This is a genomic window from Oenococcus kitaharae (assembly GCF_025758695.1).
Classification (GTDB): domain Bacteria; phylum Bacillota; class Bacilli; order Lactobacillales; family Lactobacillaceae; genus Oenococcus; species Oenococcus kitaharae_A.
In genome coordinates, this window is record NZ_JANJQP010000005.1 from 13,949 (window position 1) to 30,086 (window position 16,138).

Annotated in this window: 22 protein-coding genes and 1 tRNA gene; 20 read left to right on the forward strand and 3 right to left on the reverse strand. The window is 40.6% G+C overall.

What is annotated here, in order from left to right; genetic code table 11:
* Nucleotides 1-101 precede the first annotated feature (101 nt).
* From polA to zapE, 6 genes are read left to right on the forward strand one after another with little or no spacing between them, the layout of a single operon-like run.
* A complete protein-coding gene (polA, locus tag NRF22_RS08720; RefSeq protein ID WP_263780109.1) occupies nucleotides 102-2,783 on the forward strand; it encodes a DNA polymerase I in 2,682 nt (893 codons plus the stop codon).
* Nucleotides 2,770-3,303: an NUDIX hydrolase gene (locus NRF22_RS08725; RefSeq protein ID WP_263780110.1), complete on the forward strand. Its 534-nt coding sequence runs from the start codon at nucleotides 2,770-2,772 to the stop codon at nucleotides 3,301-3,303. Before polA ends, NRF22_RS08725 begins: the two co-directional genes overlap by 14 nt.
* A complete protein-coding gene (gene mutM / locus NRF22_RS08730; protein WP_263780111.1) occupies nucleotides 3,296-4,120 on the forward strand; it encodes a bifunctional DNA-formamidopyrimidine glycosylase/DNA-(apurinic or apyrimidinic site) lyase in 825 nt (274 codons plus the stop codon). The genes NRF22_RS08725 and mutM overlap by 8 nt, the downstream gene beginning before the upstream one ends.
* Nucleotides 4,117-4,722, forward strand: a complete 606-nt coding sequence (coaE, locus tag NRF22_RS08735) for a dephospho-CoA kinase (RefSeq protein ID WP_263780112.1) — start codon at nucleotides 4,117-4,119, stop codon at nucleotides 4,720-4,722. The genes mutM and coaE overlap by 4 nt, the downstream gene beginning before the upstream one ends.
* On the forward strand, nucleotides 4,719-5,984 hold the full coding sequence (locus tag NRF22_RS08740) for a DnaD domain protein (protein ID WP_263780113.1): 1,266 nt from the start codon (nucleotides 4,719-4,721) through the stop codon (nucleotides 5,982-5,984). The genes coaE and NRF22_RS08740 overlap by 4 nt, the downstream gene beginning before the upstream one ends.
* Nucleotides 5,981-6,784 carry an AFG1/ZapE family ATPase gene (zapE, locus tag NRF22_RS08745; RefSeq protein ID WP_263780114.1) on the forward strand — a complete coding sequence of 268 codons (804 nt, stop codon included), beginning with the start codon at nucleotides 5,981-5,983 and terminating at the stop codon, nucleotides 6,782-6,784. The genes NRF22_RS08740 and zapE overlap by 4 nt, the downstream gene beginning before the upstream one ends.
* A gap of 9 nt (nucleotides 6,785-6,793) precedes the next feature.
* On the opposite strand, the gene NRF22_RS08750 is transcribed toward zapE, so the two are convergent.
* Nucleotides 6,794-7,219 (reverse strand): YslB family protein, encoded by a 426-nt coding sequence (locus NRF22_RS08750; RefSeq protein ID WP_263780115.1) that lies wholly within the window; start codon nucleotides 7,217-7,219, stop codon nucleotides 6,794-6,796.
* Nucleotides 7,220-7,282: 63 nt separating this feature from the next.
* Here NRF22_RS08750 and murI point away from each other — a divergent pair, with 63 nt between their 5' ends.
* From murI to NRF22_RS08780, 6 genes are all read left to right on the forward strand, one after another.
* Nucleotides 7,283-8,128 carry a glutamate racemase gene (gene murI / locus NRF22_RS08755; protein WP_263780116.1) on the forward strand — a complete coding sequence of 282 codons (846 nt, stop codon included), beginning with the start codon at nucleotides 7,283-7,285 and terminating at the stop codon, nucleotides 8,126-8,128.
* Nucleotides 8,125-8,655: a YfcE family phosphodiesterase gene (locus NRF22_RS08760; RefSeq protein WP_263780117.1), complete on the forward strand. Its 531-nt coding sequence runs from the start codon at nucleotides 8,125-8,127 to the stop codon at nucleotides 8,653-8,655. The genes murI and NRF22_RS08760 overlap by 4 nt, the downstream gene beginning before the upstream one ends.
* A 45-nt stretch (nucleotides 8,656-8,700) precedes the next feature.
* A complete protein-coding gene (locus NRF22_RS08765; protein WP_263780118.1) occupies nucleotides 8,701-9,120 on the forward strand; it encodes a DUF948 domain-containing protein in 420 nt (139 codons plus the stop codon).
* Between the two features lie 3 nt (nucleotides 9,121-9,123).
* Complete coding sequence (locus NRF22_RS08770) at nucleotides 9,124-9,660, forward strand: YtxH domain-containing protein (protein ID WP_263780119.1); 537 nt, start codon at nucleotides 9,124-9,126, stop codon at nucleotides 9,658-9,660.
* A gap of 116 nt (nucleotides 9,661-9,776) precedes the next feature.
* On the forward strand, nucleotides 9,777-10,760 hold the full coding sequence (locus NRF22_RS08775; protein WP_263780120.1) for a LacI family DNA-binding transcriptional regulator: 984 nt from the start codon (nucleotides 9,777-9,779) through the stop codon (nucleotides 10,758-10,760).
* A 59-nt stretch (nucleotides 10,761-10,819) separates the two neighbouring features.
* Nucleotides 10,820-10,893, forward strand: a tRNA-Lys gene (locus tag NRF22_RS08780).
* Between the two features lie 168 nt (nucleotides 10,894-11,061).
* Here the strand turns inward: NRF22_RS08780 and NRF22_RS08785 are convergent.
* Complete coding sequence (locus tag NRF22_RS08785) at nucleotides 11,062-11,520, reverse strand: site-specific integrase (RefSeq protein ID WP_318528724.1); 459 nt, start codon at nucleotides 11,518-11,520, stop codon at nucleotides 11,062-11,064.
* Nucleotides 11,495-11,938 (reverse strand): phage integrase SAM-like domain-containing protein, encoded by a 444-nt coding sequence (locus tag NRF22_RS08790; RefSeq protein WP_263780121.1) that lies wholly within the window; start codon nucleotides 11,936-11,938, stop codon nucleotides 11,495-11,497. Before NRF22_RS08790 ends, NRF22_RS08785 begins: the two co-directional genes overlap by 26 nt.
* A 50-nt stretch (nucleotides 11,939-11,988) precedes the next feature.
* Between NRF22_RS08790 and NRF22_RS08795 the strand changes: the two genes are divergently transcribed.
* From NRF22_RS08795 to NRF22_RS08830, 8 genes are all read left to right on the forward strand, one after another.
* Entirely contained in the window at nucleotides 11,989-12,201 is a 213-nt protein-coding gene (locus NRF22_RS08795; protein ID WP_263780122.1) for a hypothetical protein, read from the forward strand.
* 52 nt (nucleotides 12,202-12,253) lie between these two features.
* Nucleotides 12,254-12,487, forward strand: a complete 234-nt coding sequence (locus NRF22_RS08800; protein ID WP_263780123.1) for a hypothetical protein — start codon at nucleotides 12,254-12,256, stop codon at nucleotides 12,485-12,487.
* A 130-nt stretch (nucleotides 12,488-12,617) separates the two neighbouring features.
* On the forward strand, nucleotides 12,618-13,067 hold the full coding sequence (locus NRF22_RS08805) for a GNAT family N-acetyltransferase (protein ID WP_263780124.1): 450 nt from the start codon (nucleotides 12,618-12,620) through the stop codon (nucleotides 13,065-13,067).
* A gap of 197 nt (nucleotides 13,068-13,264) precedes the next feature.
* Complete coding sequence (locus tag NRF22_RS08810; protein WP_263780125.1) at nucleotides 13,265-14,389, forward strand: ImmA/IrrE family metallo-endopeptidase; 1,125 nt, start codon at nucleotides 13,265-13,267, stop codon at nucleotides 14,387-14,389.
* Nucleotides 14,386-14,901, forward strand: a complete 516-nt coding sequence (locus NRF22_RS08815; RefSeq protein WP_263780126.1) for a DUF4411 family protein — start codon at nucleotides 14,386-14,388, stop codon at nucleotides 14,899-14,901. Before NRF22_RS08810 ends, NRF22_RS08815 begins: the two co-directional genes overlap by 4 nt.
* 47 nt (nucleotides 14,902-14,948) lie before the next feature.
* On the forward strand, nucleotides 14,949-15,155 hold the full coding sequence (locus NRF22_RS08820; RefSeq protein WP_263780127.1) for a hypothetical protein: 207 nt from the start codon (nucleotides 14,949-14,951) through the stop codon (nucleotides 15,153-15,155).
* A 245-nt stretch (nucleotides 15,156-15,400) separates the two neighbouring features.
* Complete coding sequence (locus NRF22_RS08825; RefSeq protein WP_263780128.1) at nucleotides 15,401-15,646, forward strand: hypothetical protein; 246 nt, start codon at nucleotides 15,401-15,403, stop codon at nucleotides 15,644-15,646.
* A 231-nt stretch (nucleotides 15,647-15,877) separates the two neighbouring features.
* A partial coding sequence (locus NRF22_RS08830; RefSeq protein WP_263780129.1) for a hypothetical protein occupies nucleotides 15,878-16,138 on the forward strand: 261 nt, incomplete at its 3' end.

Genomic DNA, 16,138 nt, shown 5'->3' on the forward strand with positions numbered 1-16,138 from the left:
AGTCTCTTTAGACTCTGAAAACACAGGTTTTGCCGCGGCTTCAGAGTTTTTTTATTAGACCGATGATTCTTAGCAGGAACACGACTGTTAGAATGAAATTAATGGCAAAAACACTTTTATTAATCGATGGTAATTCACTAGCTTTTCGCGCTTTCTATGCAATGTACAATCAAGTGGACCGCATGGTTGCCCACGGCGGGCTTCATACGAATGCGCTGGTAGCTTTTAACAATTTTTTTGATCAGATTGTCGAAAAAATGAAACCTGATTATGCACTAGTTGCTTGGGATGCCGGCAAAGGATCCACGACTTTTCGCGGGAAAATTTTTCAGGATTATAAAGGCGACCGGCAGACAACACCGCCGGAGTTGTCGGAGCAGTTTCCCTATCTCAGAAAAATGGTTGATTTGCATGGTATTCATTCTTATGAATTGCCAGGATATGAAGCTGATGATATTATCGGTACTTATGCTAAATTAGCTGAGCAGGCAGGCCTGAAAACAACGATTATTACGGGTGATCGTGACTTGACGCAATTGACAACGGATAATGTTTCTGTCAACGTCACTAAAAAAGGTGTCACGGATTTAGATGTTTACACACCGAAATTTTTAGCAGAAAAATGGGGCGGGATCACACCGGCCCAAGTTATCGAAATGAAAGCTCTGACTGGCGATACGTCCGACCATTATCCTGGTGTCACGAAAGTGGGAGAAAAAACCGCTATCAAGCTGATTAACGAATATGGCAGTCTTGACGGTATTTATGCCAATATTGACAGCATGAAGGCTTCCAAGTTAAAAGAAAATCTTCTGAACGATAAAGCGACTGCTTATCAGGCACACGAGTTAGCGACGATTAAAACAGATGTACCGGTCGAATTCGATTTAACTGATTTGAAGAATCAGGAAATTAATTACAAGGAACTGGTCCCTTTTTATGAAGAACTGGATTTTAAAGTTCAACTAGCTAAAATTCATGCCATGCAAAAAGCTGGGATGATTGACGAAAAACAGCAGCAGAATGACCAGACCGATAAAATGGTTGAACTCACTGCAGCTAATCTTGATCATTTGGCTTCAATCAAGGATTATTTGACGATTTATTTTGAAACTGATTCGGATAATTATCATGTAGCCAATATCGTTGGCTTTGTGATTGGCAATCAGCAGGAAGGCTATTTCGCCTCCCGAGATTTGACCTTGCTCCAAGAGCCAGCGGTCAAAGACTTGTTCAATAGCAAACTGCCGAAATATGTTTTTAATGCAAAAGAGCTGACGATATTATTGGAACGTCTTGGCTTAACTGCTAACAATATCGATTTTGACTTTCTCTTAGTTGCTTATTTATTGGATACGACTGATAACGATAATCAGCTATCCACTCTGGCCAGCCGCTTTAATTTATTTCTTGAATCGGATGACGATGTTTATGGCACTGGTGCTAAATTTCAGATTCCAGCTGATGATGAGACTTTGTTTAATCATTTAGCTGAGAAGGCAGCTACGATCAGCAAGTTGCATGAACCGGCAATGAAAAAGTTGACTGAAAATCAGCAAGTAGATCTCTATCGGCAAATCGAGCTGCCGCTTTCAGATGTACTCGCGAAAATGGAGTTTACTGGTATCAAGCTGGACCAACCAGAGCTGGCAGCACTGGGCCGAGAATTCAAACAGCGTATTGCTGAGCTGGAAAAACAGATTTATGAGGAAGCTGGTGAAGAGTTTAATATTAATTCTCCTAAACAGCTAGCTGATCTGCTATTTGTGAAAATGGGCGTGCCGCCGATCAAAAAAACGAAGACGGGTTATTCGACGGCAGCCGGTGTTTTGGATGAATTAGCTGAACACTATCCTTTTGTACAATTAATCTTGCAATACCGCCAATTAGCTAAATTGAATTCGACTTATGTCAAAGGGCTCTTAGAAGTTGTTAATACAAAAGACAGCAAAATTCACACACGATATCTCCAAACGCTGACTCAGACAGGACGGCTTTCATCGGTTGACCCGAATATGCAGAATATTCCTGATCGTGACGAAGAAGGTAAACGGATTCGCAAGGCCTTTGTACCAAGCCAGCCTGGTTGGAAAATTTTTGGTGCTGATTATTCCCAGATCGAGTTGCGTGTTTTGGCACATGTGACAGGGGATGCTAATTTAAAAAAAGCTTTTGAGACAGGCGAGGATATTCACGCGGCTACTGCTAGATCAATTTTTGGCCTTGACTCGAAGACTGAAATTAGTTTTGATCAGAGGCGGATGGCCAAAGCGGTTAATTTCGGAATTGTCTATGGCATATCGGATTTTGGCCTTGCTCAGCGCTTGGGTATCTCGCGGCAAGCCGGAAAAGAAATTATTGAAACCTATTTTCGCGAATTTCCCAGTGTGAAAATCTGGATTGACGCCATCATCGCGCTGGCGCATAAGCAGGGGTTTGTTGAGACGATCGCACATCGCCGCCGTTACCTGCCGGATATCCACAGTAAAAATTTCAATTTGCGTTCTTTTGCCGAAAGAACCGCGACAAATACGCCGATTCAGGGTTCAGCAGCCGACATTATTAAAATTGCCATGATCAAGATGCAAGAGGCGTTGACCTCAAAAGATCTGCAGGCTCGCATGCTGCTGCAAGTTCACGATGAATTGATTTTTGAGGCGCCTGAAAGCGAGATCAAAATTTTAGAGAAATTAGTACCTGCTGTGATGGACTCAGCTGTCAAACTGAATGTTCCTTTACGAGTCGAGGCGCATTATGGAGCGAATTGGTATGACGAAAAATGAATTGGATCAGCGTGCCGACAAATTAGGCGAACACTGGGATCTGCTAAACAAACGTCGAGAAATAATTGGCCAAAAAAAGCGTGGTCAAGCTTTTTCTGCAGGTGAATGGCACTTGGTTGTTAACGCAACTATTTTCAATTTTAAACATGAAATACTTTTGCAGCAGCGCTCATTTAATAAAATTGGTCGGCCTGGTGAGTGGGATTTGGAAACTGGCGGATCTGCTTTAGCTGGGGAAACATCCTTGGATGCAATTCGGCGTGAGGTCAAAGAAGAAATTAATTTGCAATATGACTTCAAAACAGAAAATTTTGTTGAAAGTTTTCGTAATTGGCCGGTTTTCGATGATTGGTATGCGATAAAAGTTGACTTGCCATTAGCAGCTTTTCAAATTCAAAAATCTGAAATCGAGCAGATTCGATACGTTCCGATTGACGAACTAATACAGTACATTTCTGATGACAATCTGCCCTATGTCAAAAAAGCAGAGTCAGTAATATTTGGAGGAAACAATGCCTGAATTGCCTGAAGTGGAAACAGTCCGCCGTGGCCTGAGCAAGTATTTTGCTAACGAGAAAATCGTTTCTGTACAAATTCTTTATCGCAAATTATTGCTGGACGACCCGGAAAAATTTATCCAGCAAGTAACTGGCAGCGTTGTCCGGCAAGTAGACCGGCGTGGTAAATTTCTTCTTTTACGGTTAGATAATCAACAGACGATTATTTCCCACATGCGCATGGAAGGCCGCTACGCAATTGAAGACAATAGTGCTCAACCTAGAAAGCACACCGAAGCCATCTTCAAGCTGGCAAACGGCTCACAGATATTTTATGATGATACGAGAAAATTCGGTAAAATGCAGCTGGTGGCCACTGGCCAAGAGACCGAAGAAGTCAGATCTTTAGCTATGATGGGGCCGGAACCGACCGAGGCCACCTTGACCTTGAATTACTTATTTGCTCGTTTGCAAAAATCCAAAAAGGCCATCAAAGGCTGGCTTTTGGATCAGAATAATCTGGCTGGTTTAGGTAATATTTATGCTGACGAGGTCCTTTGGATGAGCAAAATCAGTCCTTTGCGGCCTGCTTGTGAAATCAGCCGATCAGAGGCAGAAGTATTGCGTGAGAATATCATTCACGAGCTGGCTTTTGCCATTGATCAGGGCGGTTCAACTGTCCACTCCTTTATTGATGCGTCCGGACATGCCGGACATATGCAGGATAAACTGCACGCATATGGCCGTGTTGGTCAGCCATGCCAGCGGGATGGGCATGAGCTTATTAAAATAAAAGTTGCACAAAGAGGAACGACATATTGTCCACATTGTCAGAAATGAAAATTAAAAAAATTGGTTTAACCGGCGGCATCGGCAGTGGCAAAACGACTGTCGCTAAAATTTTTGCTGAATTAGGTTATACGATTATCGATGCTGATCAAGTAGCACACGAGGTTGTAATGCCTGGCCGTTTTGAATTAGAAGAAATTAAGAATGCGTTCGGGATTTCTGTCATGAAAGGCGCCTCTTTGGACAGGAAAAAATTAGGCCAAATGGTTTTTGCCGATCCACGTGCTTTGAAGAAATTGAATGCTATCTTGCAGCCATCAATTAAGCAGCTGATGCAGATGCGCATGGAATTTTTGGAAAACGAGGGACGCGTCCATACGCTGATCGTTGATATTCCTTTGTTGTACGAGCGTCATTGGGAAAGGGATTTGGATGCAGTTATCGTTGTGGACGCTAATAAAAAAACACGTATTGACCGTATTATGCAGCGGGATCATCTTTCTCAACAGGATGCTGTTAACCGTATCGCTGCTCAAATGCCTTTGGCTCAAAAAGCTGCCATGGCAGATTTTGTGATCGAAAACACTGGCGATAAAGATGCCTTAAAACAATGCGTGCTACAATTTATTTCTGAAAATAGTTTACAAGCATGATCGAAAATACGACACAATTGAAGGCTTATTGGGATTTTAGCAGCCGGTCTGTATCATTAAGCCAACAATCTTTGCAGCGTTTAACGATGCTATATCTGCCCTTAATCGGCAGTGATGCGCTGGCTTTGTACCTGCAGCTGGCCGTTAATGGCCAGCAAAAAGGCCAACTAAACGATCTGCTGGATCGCCAGAATATTTCCTTGGCTGATTTTGATAATGCGAAAAAAAAATTAGAAGCCTGCGGACTGCTAGACAGTTATCTTCAAGGTGCTTCGCTCGCTTTTGATGTCAAATTGCCGCTATCGGAACAGGCATTTTTAAGTGACGACTTGCTGGCCAGTTTTTTTTATAGTCTTGTCGGACAGGACACTTTTTCTCAATTATTGGAAAAAACAAAACGGGACAATTTATCTCCTAGCGGTTTGAAGAGCAATGCTAATTTTTATGAAGCGTTTGGCAGCCTGCACTTACAAAATGTACCAGATCAGGATCGATTGGGTCGGGCTAAACAAACTGAAAAGGCGCCATTGCAGGCGGTTGATTTCAATTTTTCTTTGGTTGAACAGAACCTTAAGAAATATGGTGTTTCCGAACAGGAAGTTACCAAAGAACATAATTTTATCCTGGCTCAGCATTTGATCTATGGCTTTAACGAAGAACAACTGTTGGGATTGTTAGCTAAGTCGCTGTTAATTGATGATAAGACCATTGATCACGGCCTTTTTTTCCAGCAGCTTAATCAGTACAGACAGGCCGGCAAAACGCAGCCAGTGTTTGTTTTGCCACCATCGCCTCAAACAGAGCCTAGGACCAAGTTATCCGCCGATGAGCAAGCTTTAATTCAAGCAGCTAAAGAACTGCGGCCCTACGATTTTTTGGGACAGCTCAAGGCCGACAAGGGCGGTATCATCACCAGCTCAGAGCAAAAAATTCTGCAGCAGCTTTTGGATCTGGACCTTGCACCAGAAGTGATCAATATTTTGATTCACCAGGTTCTGATCGGGTTGGAATCCAGCAATCTGCCCGGTCCGCTTTCGCAAGCTATCGCGGATTCATTTCTACAAAGCAAGGTGAAAACGGCTCAAGATGCCGTTTTATCAATTAAAAACCGTCAGCAAAAGCAGTTGCAAAAACGCAGCTATAATAAAAAATCACCTCTTCAGAAAGAAAAGAAGATGAATTACGGCAACACTCAAAAAACGGATAATCAATTGGCCTCAGAGGCTTTGGCCAAGTACCAGCAGGAAAAGAAGGATAAATGACACTCGAAGACCTTTTAAAAAACTCTCAAGTTGCACAATTTGTTGCGGCACAGCACTTATCGGCTGATCGTGTGTTATTGGAGACTAACAGCGGTGTTCTGTCTGATTTTGTGGATCAATTAGCACACCCTTTATTTCCTGATTACCGTCCGGAGCTTGTTTTGCTGGATGGCAGAATTGATATTTTTTATCAGAAAACCACTGCGAGTCCTCAGGAAAACAGTCTCCGTATCGGTCAAGCGGCCAGTCTGTTCAAGGTGTCTTTTTCGGATTTTGAAATTGATGAGCAGCGTAACCAAGCTTTGATTGCAGCGATAAATTTTGCAGAAACATACGCTAAGACTAAAAAGTTTCACAAGGGGATTTATCTGTGGGGCAATTTTGGTGTAGGAAAAAGTTATTTGATGTCAGCGCTGCTTAATGAACTTGCCATGAAAAATATTAAAACGGCTTTTGTGAATTTTTCGGCTTTAATTACACGGCTGAATGATTTGCAGATGCTGGAAAAACAGCGGTTGATTCGACGAATTTCACAAGCTGAGGTGCTGGTGATTGACGATATCGGTGCCGGTGATTTAACCACTTGGGTAAGAGACAATGTGCTGGCAACTATTCTCGATAACCGAATGAATGATTTGCGGCCAACTTTTTTCACCTCCAATTTTGATATGAAATCACTTGAAGAACAGTATTTGGCTGTTGCGCGCGGCGTCTCTGAGCCAATTAAGGCAGCTCGCATTATTGAAAGAATCAAATTTTTGTCGGATCCGATTGAAATGGGTGGAAAGAGCCGCCGATAATCAATCTTATCAGTCAATATAAACTGTAAAAATCACCCGTGTCTTGTCGTCAACTTGGTATGAACATTCTGTCGAACGGTGTGTCTGCTGCTGGATTTCCTGTGCCAAAAATCCGGCTTCAAGAAAAAAAGAGGGTTCTTCAGTGGCTAAACGTCTGATTTTGATAATTTCACCACTTAAAAGCCAAGTCTCTTTGTCTTCCTTTTGAGACGAAATTTCAATGTCGCCCCAACCAGCAGCGTGAAAGAATTCCTGAATGCCGTTTAGGGTCTTAGTAAAGAATTGGCGGGCCACTTCCTTGCCGGCGTAATAAAGAATATCGTTGGCATCGTCGCTCAGGATGTCATTAAGGATACCGTCCCGGAGTAAAGCTAGTGAGAAGGCCGTTTGATTATTTGCAATTTCTGATAGATTTTTAAACGCGTCTTTTTTCACATCATTTAGTATAGCTTTTTGGCACTCAGCATAAAAGATTTTGAAACATTCTATACTGTAGGTATGGATAATCGTGGAATTGGATATATTGACTCAGGCTTGGGCGGATTAACTGTTGTCGCTGAAGCATTAAAACAAATACCGAATGAATCGGTCTATTTTGTCGGGGATGAAGCCCGCCTGCCGTATGGCCCGCGCCCACATGCCGAGATTGTAAAATTCAGTCTGCAAATGGCGGATTTTTTGGTTAAAAAACATGATATTAAAATCTTGGTGGTCGCCTGTAATACGGCTACCGCACAGGCTCTGCCGGATTTAAGGGCACATTTGTCGATTCCGGTCATTGGTGTGATTTATGCTGGCGCTATCAGCGGGATCAACGCAACGAGAAATCTGCATATTGATATTGTTGGGACTCAGTCCACTGTGGATTCAAAAGTCTATTACAATACCCTTAAATCCTTAAATGCCAATCTAATAGTTAGGCAAAAAGCACTGCCGGATTTCGTTCAGATGGTCGAACATGATTTAGCTGGCACCAAACAGGCTCAGGCGACTGTATACGAACAGCTGCATGACTGGGTGAATGAAACGGTTGACGGCCAAAAAGCAGATGCCTTGGTTTTGGGCTGCACGCATTTTCCGATTTTGACCAAAGAAATCAGTGAAGCTTGTGGTTCGGATGTCACGATTGTGGATCCGGCCATTGCGGAAATTGGGCAGGCGGTCGAGATTTTAAAAGCCGATGATGCTTTGCACGATTCGAAAAAAATCAATCCGCACAGTGAGGATACCTTTTATACTACGGGCAGCATTGACCGTTTTGCTAAATTTGCAAAACGCTGGCTAGGTAATGCTAACTTAACTGTCAAAGAGTTGAAAATTAATCAGCAAGGCCTTTTTGAATGAATTATTTAATTTTCAGCGATAGCCATGGCGATCGGGATACCTTTCAGTCGATTTTAGATTATGGCCGCCAAGATCCTCAGCTGGCAGCTGTTTTTTATAATGGGGATTCAGAATTTGACGCATCAGATCCTGTTTGGCAAGGTATTCACGCCGTCTTAGGCAACATGGATTATGATTCACGATATCTAGTGGAACAGGTTTACAAAAATCCTCAAGACCATCTTACAATTTATCAGACACATGGGCATTTGCAGCGGGTTGCATACGGTTTGACAGCTTTGAACCGGGACGCTGAGAAAGTTCATGCGGAGATTGTTCTTTTTGGGCACACGCACATTCCTTTTGCACAGATGCATGATAATAAGCTGTTTATCAATCCGGGTTCGACGAGTTTTCCAAGAGGTCCGCAGCGCAAAATAGGCGGCACTTTTGCCATATTAAAGGCCAACCCAGCGTTTTTCCAACTTGATTTTTACACGCGGGATTTTCAGAAAATTACCGCTTGGGCACACAGATTTTCAAGATAATCAGTCAAAAAACTAGGTATAATAAAGGCAACAAGAGGAGGAAACATGGAACTTGGTCAAATAGCCGCACTGATTGCCGCAATTGCGTTTGCCATTCTGGTCATTGCGATCGTCGTTGTTTTAATTTCAATTAATCGGACTGTGTTAATTTTAAAAAAGCACATCGAACCAATCGCAAGCGACGTCGACCAGATGACCTCAACCACAAAGTCGCTGCTTAAGGATATGACCAGCAAAGTTGCTCGTTTGGATCCAGTTGTGCAGGCAACAGCAGATTTAGGTTCAACTGTTAGTCATTTTACAGACAAGATTAATAAAAAGAAAACCGAAGTTGTCGATAAGAAGACTAAAGTCAAGAAAATGGTAAGCGGACTTGCAGATTCGGCAATTAAATCAGGCGTGCTTTTCACGGTCGGCCAAGCAGCTCTGAATCGTTTCAAAAAAAGTCGTGCAAGGAAAGGATAAAAGATGGCAAAAGGATTAATAGCAGGAATATTGGCAGGTGCTGCGGCTTATGCCGCTTTTAAGGCATTGCCGCAAGCAAAACAGGAAGAATTGACGCGCAAAGCTAAGGAAGCTGGCAGCAAATTGAAAGATTTGGGTTATGATGCCGCTTATGCCGGTGCTGATTTAGCTGGTGATTTGACAGAAAAGGCCAAAAATAAGGTCGGCGAATTAGATGAGCAGTTGAAGAACTCTAAATATGCCGATAGTTATCAAGACCTGAAAGATAAGGCTGGCGACTTTGCTGAAAAGGCCTCCCCATATTTAGAAAGAGCTAAAGATACAGCAGGTGATTTGTTAGACAAAGCTGCGCCCTATACAGAAAAAGCCAGAGAAGCCATGACGCCTTATGTGGAAAAAGCTAAGGAAACCGTTGATGATCTGCGCCAGCACTTTTCTAAAGAAGATATCGATTTAGAAGAAGACGATGCCCTAAAAGACGATCTAACCAAAGATACGCCGGCACCAGACAAAAGCGACGACGATACAAAAGACAAATAATAATTTAGCAGCTAGGACTTGATCCTAGTTTTTTTGTAACGAAAATTAAATAAGAATTGTAAGCGTTTGTAATCTCTTTTAATTATCGTTATGATTATTTATACTAGGTAGAAGTGATGTCAGAAAATAAGCAACCAACAATTTACGATGTATCCGAAAGAGCCGGTGTCAGCTTAGCTACGGTCAGTCGTGTCGTTAATAATAACGGCAAAGTTAAGGAAGAAACAAGAAGGAAAGTCCTTAAAGCAATCAAAGAGTTGAATTACCGTCCTAATGCCATGGCAAAGGGATTGGCTAGTTCTAAAACAACGATGGTGGGCATGATGGTACCTGATTTGACAGATTTGTATTTTGCTGAATTGGCACAAGGTATTGATGCTGTTGCTAAAATTTACAACTATTCGGTCTCTTTGTCTGTTTCGGATAATAATCCCACTGCTGGGAAAGAGGCTTTTGAGACTTTGATGTCTCAGCATGTAGACGGGATAGTCTATATTGGCAACCAGACTTCTCAAGAAATGTTCGACTTATTGAAGAGCTCGCCAGTACCAGTCGTGTTCGCCGGTTCGGTTGCACAAGATGGTAAACTGCCATCGGTTAATATCGATTACGTTCAGGCTTTTCAACAGGCTGGCAATATTTTGAAACAGCATTTGTCAGACACACAAATTGCGCTTGTCGATAATCCTGGAGAAAGCGGCTTGTCTGCGTTGAGGCAGCAGGGTTTTCTGAAGGCTGTCAGCAAGGGCAAAATATACGAGTCAGAGGACGATTACCGTTCTGGCTATAATCTCGCCCATCATTTGTTGGAAGACGGCATAAAGGGCGTTATCGTCGGCGAGGATGAACCTGCGATTGGTATTTTGAATTATATGCTGGATAATCATGTGCAAGTACCAAATGATTTTCAGATTATTTCGTCAAACGACACCAAACTTGTCAAAATGACACGACCGGCCGTTTCATCGGTTACACAGCCGAAATTTGATATCGGTGCTGTGTCGATGCGCCTGTTGACCAAGCTCATGTCTGGCGATCCTGTTGATGATCCGACTGTTATTCTGCCTCATGAATTTGTTCTTAAAGATACAACTCTTTAAAAAATGCTTGCAAATTTATTTAGATTCCTATAAAATATTTCTTGTTGCTGTTAAGCAATGCCCCTTTAACTCAGCTGGTTAGAGTAGGGGATTTTTAATCCCAAGGTCCCCGGTTCGAATCCGGGAGGGGGCACTAGGTGCAAATCTGGTGTCCTTGGGAATAACCGCCGTCATGGCGGTTTTTTTGTGCCTAAATGCCGGTATAAAAAGGTTTGTGGACACTCATTGCTTACTCATAGCATGCCAATAAATGCCAATAAATGCTACTAACTTTTGCCACATTTGCCACAAATTTGCCACACTAAAATAATGCCATAGCTTTAGTATTCTCTTCGCTTCTTTTTGTCTCTAGCAAATGAGCATAGACCCTCTCTGTCACTAATAAATTTGCGTGTCCTAATCTTTCTGATACATATTGCATAGAAATGTTATTTGCAAGCAAAATAGAGGCATGGGTGTGCCTTAAAGCATGGAAAGTCACTTTTTTAATGTCTAATTCCGTACATATTTTTTTTAAATCTTTATTTATCCCGTTTGAAGAAATTTCAAACAGTCTCTTGTCTTTATGTTGATACTTTCTATAAAAACCAAACCAGTCCTTTGGCATTGTGATAATTCTGTTGGATTGTTTATTCTTTGTTTCTTTATCAAGGCCGGTTAAGCTATCCACAGATTTATTAATGGATATGGTCAGGCTATTTGTATCTATATCGCTATCAATTAAAGCCCTTAGCTCACCAAAACGTGTGCCTGAATAAATACCTCAAAATACCTGTCAGAATCATAAAATTGCTCATAGATAGGTTTTTTGAGCAATAATTAATTAATTTATTAGCATCTTCTATTTCCAAAAACTTATCATCGATGTCTTTTTGTGTTTCGTTATTATAGACAATATTTAATCGTTTTGTAGGATCGAGGATAATATCATGATCTATCAAAGCATCTTTCAAACATGCAGTAATATGGCCCTTTCTTTTTGAAACGGTTTCTTTAGAATGATTCGCACCATATTCATTTAAAAAGGTTTGAAAAGTATCTCGGTCAAATTTGTTCAAACTGACATCGGGCAAATATCGCTTAATAACAGAGAGCGTATTTTGGTATTGGTGCAAAGTGACATCTGTTCGGTTGGCTTTATATTTGTTAAACCAAGCTTCAAAATAATCGGCTAACAAGATATTCTTGCTTTTTTTCTGTATGCTGGCCAAAAGTTGAGGGTTAAATAATGACTAATATGATGGATATTGTTGTTTCAATTGCCGTGGCTGCTGTTCCGATTATTGGCGGCTACCTGGTTAAATTTCTGACAAGTAATAAAAAGCTCATGTCGCTGATGTCCTGGATGGATGTCATTGCCCACGATGCTGTGATCGTCATCCAAAAGCTCGGCGTTGATACTTACCTGGAAGGGCAGCTGAAAAAAGTCCAAAGCCTTTGATTGGGCCAAACAGGCATTAAAGATTCTAGGCTTTAACGATGTTGACGAAACATTGTTAAAGAGTGCAATTGAAAAACAGTACGCTGCTTTAATTACTGACTTGAATCAAGTCTATCCACAAAAGACGTTAGAACAGGCACAAGCTGAACAAGCTGCTGCTAAAGCTAAAGTACAAGCCGATCAAAAGGCAGCTAATGAAAAAGCCAAAGCCGATGCATTGGCAGCTGCACAAAAAGCAGTTACAGATGCACAGGCTCACTTGCAAGAACTGCAGACTGCTAAATAATTAAATAAGCAAATTAAAATCCATCGGATTTATTTCCGGTGGGTTTTTGTTGCACTTGAATTGTAAATTCGTCGCTTAAATTGTATGCGGCACAGCTCTTTGCTATACTTGCGAATGAGGTGGAAGACACATGGAGCTCCGCATTGAACCGGTAACGCATGATAATTTTCGAGCAGTAATGGCGTTGACTGTTTCGCCGAGTCAGTGTTCATATATTGAGCCTAACGCTAAATCGCTAGCGGAAGGGCAGTACGATCCGCAGTTTGATTGGCATCCGTTTGCTTTAACACGTGACGGGGCTGTCGTTGGGTTTACAATGATTGGTGCATTCAATGCCTCAAAAAAATATATTTGGCTTGACCGTTTCATGATAGATGCGAACCAGCAACATCAGGGACTGGGTGCACAATTTTTGGTCTTGCTCAAGGCATTTATTCCAGCACACTGGCCTGTCCGAGACATTGTGTTAAGTTACTCGGCAGATAATGTAGTCGCAAAACAACTATATCTGAGTCAAGGGTTTGTGCTGTCGCCATTGTATGATGGAGACGATCCAATGATGGTTTACCATATCGAGTAGTTTCACGAAAACTAAGCAGGCTGTGATTGATGCACAAGCAAAAGTTGCTGAATTAAGTAAATAAAGATTAAAAATACCCACTGGCTTAATTACTGGTCGGTATTTTTTGTTCAGACAAGAATATTTAATGTGGTTTTTGATGTTGCTGATATAATGATCACAGTTACTTCAGCAAAACATGAAAGGAGGCTTACAATATGGCTTTAACTGTAGCTATTGACACCGATGTTTTGGCACACTACGTTACTAATTCTCATGTTCAATTGGGAACATTGAAACATAAAGTTAAAAATATTAATTTATTTCTTGAAGGAAATAAGCAGCCAACCTTTAACCAAGTTTCTGATATTGCAAAAGCAATAAATATTCCTACTGGGTTATTATTGCTGTCCCAGCCCATTGAGCTGATAACTGACAAGACTAAATTTCGTACTGCTAATTCTGAACCAATAATGGATATGAGTGATGAATTGAGAGATACGATACTGGAAATAGAATCAAAACAAGATTTTTTGCGCAATGAAATTGAAGAAGTATTGACTTTTGTTGGTCAATATTCTCTTGAAACCAATAAAAATGAAATTATATCAACTGTAAATTCAGCTCTTGGTCTAAAGAAGGCCGATGCTAAAATCAAAAAAAGCATCTTACAAAATCCAATAAAATATTTTAGAAACAAAATTAACGATATGGGTGTTTTTGTTTTCTTTAATGGAAAAGTTGGAGATAATACGCACCGCCCTTTAGACACACATGAATTTAGAGGATTTGTGCTAAGTGATAGCAAAGCACCAATGATCTTTATTAATCAAACAGATAGTAAGAATGGGCAATTATTTACATTGGTACATGAATTTGTTCACTTATTTCTGGATGCAGATGAAATTTTTAACGTTGTTGAGACGAAGGATTATCATTTTGATCCTTTAGAGGCTCTTGTCAATAGCGTTACCGCAGAGGTTCTGGTTCCCAAGAGAGAACTCTTTCAATATAAAACAATTGATATCGATGAGCTGGTTAAGCACTTCCCAGTTAGCAAATTCACCATCGCTAGAAGATTGCTTGATTTGAACTTAATTGATAAAAATTTCTACAATCAAAAGATTGATGAATTGAACAATAGCCTGCAACAAAATATCAAGCATGCGAAAAAACCAGGTGGTGACTACAATAATAATCTGACGTTCAGAATTGACAAGATGTTCGCTGGCTATGTAAATAATGCCGTGCAAGAAAATAGAATAACGACAACAGATGCAATTAATATCTTAGGTGTTGGATATAAAGGCTATAAAACTTTGCAAAAGAGTATAAATCAATGACAAAAAAATATATTCTGGATTCAAATATTTATATTGATTTTTACGATAGGTACTATGCTGTAGGCTATTTTCCTAGTTTTTGGTCTGAGGTTCCAAATTTTTTAAATGACCAAGTCGTTATCCCTAAGGTAGTTTTAGATGAACACTATCAAGATCCGTGGTTTCGGAATTGGATAACTAATAATTATAAAAACCAGCTGATTGATGAGAGATTATATACCAATGAATGGCAGCAAATTCTAGGTTATCTCACTCAGAGCCCTCTGTATAAAGATGTGGCTGTAACCGATCCTAAGCAAGGATGGGCTAACTCTTTTATAGCTGATGGCTGGATTATTGCCATTGCGCTTAGGAACGAGTATACAATAGTTACGGACGAGTTAAGGGATCCCAAGCTACGAACAACTCAAACTGGAACAAAAAATGCTAAGATTCCAGATATTTGTGATCATTTCGGAGTTAATTGTATTAATAGAAATGATTTTTTCAATGCGATAGGCTTAAAAGTATAATTACATCAACATTTGCCAATAAGAACACGTGTTCGTATACTATTCCCATGCTAACCAATAAACAACTTGTTTCTATTAAGATGCGTAACCTGATTAATCTCACAGGTGATCTGAATCGCAATAGTGTTTCTAGCATGCGTTACGATGATCTGCTGAAATTGTGTGGTCTGGATGAACTGGATTTTTTAAAAGTGCTTCAACAACGAACCAAAGACCGAGAACACAGCGGAACTTTGGTTATGGTATCATTGTAAGCGGATACATGAGTATCCACCTCAACTAGTCTGATAATGCCCGGAGAAATCCGGCTATTTTTTATGACTTTGGTTTATACTCTAAAACAAGGTGTTTTTCACCGAAAGAAATATTGGCCTATACAAATGCCCTTGATCGAGTTCGAGGGTGTTTTTTGTGTGATAATTTTGTTATATCATTATTTTTTTGTAGAAAGGATTCATCCGTGGTAAAGGCAACATATCGGTCACAAAGTCGAGGTAGTATGCATACTGCCGAGTTTTATGAGCGAAGAGAAGCTGATCCAAAATGGGCCGCTGATTACCAAGCCGTTAGAGAACAGATTAAACAGGAACGTCTAAACACATTTTTATTCATAATCTTTTTGATGGCTGGTATTGAGTTGGCGGCCATTATCGGTATTATTATCTATCGATTGCTAAACAATGAGACGCCGTTACAACCCGGCTGTTACCTAGATCTGTTTTTAAGGGAGATATTTGGGCTTTGATTAGGTTGATGAAACAACGGGAAATCCCTGACGACTGGTATTGGCTACTTGTATAAATGAATTAAATGAGCTATAAAATATCTGGGTACGTAAGTACCCACTTCAAACTTGAAAACTCTTTATTCAATCATTGGCGCCCAGAGAAATCTGGGTGTTTTTTTAATTAATCTTCTTTTATTCGTATAAATATTTTAGTAGGGTAAAACCCCTATTAAAAAGAGAATAAATAACATGACGATAAATTTTGCAGATTTAGCCTATGACTTAGAAAAAGTGGGCACACTGAGCACTCGCTATGACTTTCTTTGGTGGTTTCAATTAGCAGAGAAGAAAGAAGATCTCATCTTGCTTATTGAAAAAGATTTTAGACAAGGCCACATGGCCTGTACAACAGAGAAAGAATTAAGGCAGGCTCTTGACCAGATTGAAGAGAAGATCAGAACAGACCACTTTCAAGGCACTTTTAGAAAACGGGCCAGGCAAGGTATAGTG

What these genes read in the sequence shown, in the direction of transcription:
- polA (WP_263780109.1), top strand. Translation starts at nt 102, where the DNA reads ATGGCAAAAACACTTTTATTAATCGATGGTAATTCACTAGCTTTTCGC.
- NRF22_RS08725 (WP_263780110.1), top strand. Translation starts at nt 2,770, where the DNA reads ATGACGAAAAATGAATTGGATCAGCGTGCCGACAAATTAGGCGAACAC.
- mutM (WP_263780111.1), top strand. Translation starts at nt 3,296, where the DNA reads ATGCCTGAATTGCCTGAAGTGGAAACAGTCCGCCGTGGCCTGAGCAAG.
- coaE (WP_263780112.1), top strand. Translation starts at nt 4,117, where the DNA reads ATGAAAATTAAAAAAATTGGTTTAACCGGCGGCATCGGCAGTGGCAAA.
- NRF22_RS08740 (WP_263780113.1), top strand. Translation starts at nt 4,719, where the DNA reads ATGATCGAAAATACGACACAATTGAAGGCTTATTGGGATTTTAGCAGC.
- zapE (WP_263780114.1), top strand. Translation starts at nt 5,981, where the DNA reads ATGACACTCGAAGACCTTTTAAAAAACTCTCAAGTTGCACAATTTGTT.
- murI (WP_263780116.1), top strand. Translation starts at nt 7,283, where the DNA reads ATGGATAATCGTGGAATTGGATATATTGACTCAGGCTTGGGCGGATTA.
- NRF22_RS08760 (WP_263780117.1), top strand. Translation starts at nt 8,125, where the DNA reads ATGAATTATTTAATTTTCAGCGATAGCCATGGCGATCGGGATACCTTT.
- NRF22_RS08765 (WP_263780118.1), top strand. Translation starts at nt 8,701, where the DNA reads ATGGAACTTGGTCAAATAGCCGCACTGATTGCCGCAATTGCGTTTGCC.
- NRF22_RS08770 (WP_263780119.1), top strand. Translation starts at nt 9,124, where the DNA reads ATGGCAAAAGGATTAATAGCAGGAATATTGGCAGGTGCTGCGGCTTAT.
- NRF22_RS08775 (WP_263780120.1), top strand. Translation starts at nt 9,777, where the DNA reads ATGTCAGAAAATAAGCAACCAACAATTTACGATGTATCCGAAAGAGCC.
- NRF22_RS08795 (WP_263780122.1), top strand. Translation starts at nt 11,989, where the DNA reads ATGACTAATATGATGGATATTGTTGTTTCAATTGCCGTGGCTGCTGTT.
- NRF22_RS08805 (WP_263780124.1), top strand. Translation starts at nt 12,618, where the DNA reads ATGGAGCTCCGCATTGAACCGGTAACGCATGATAATTTTCGAGCAGTA.
- NRF22_RS08810 (WP_263780125.1), top strand. Translation starts at nt 13,265, where the DNA reads ATGGCTTTAACTGTAGCTATTGACACCGATGTTTTGGCACACTACGTT.
- NRF22_RS08815 (WP_263780126.1), top strand. Translation starts at nt 14,386, where the DNA reads ATGACAAAAAAATATATTCTGGATTCAAATATTTATATTGATTTTTAC.
- NRF22_RS08820 (WP_263780127.1), top strand. Translation starts at nt 14,949, where the DNA reads ATGCTAACCAATAAACAACTTGTTTCTATTAAGATGCGTAACCTGATT.
- NRF22_RS08825 (WP_263780128.1), top strand. Translation starts at nt 15,401, where the DNA reads ATGCATACTGCCGAGTTTTATGAGCGAAGAGAAGCTGATCCAAAATGG.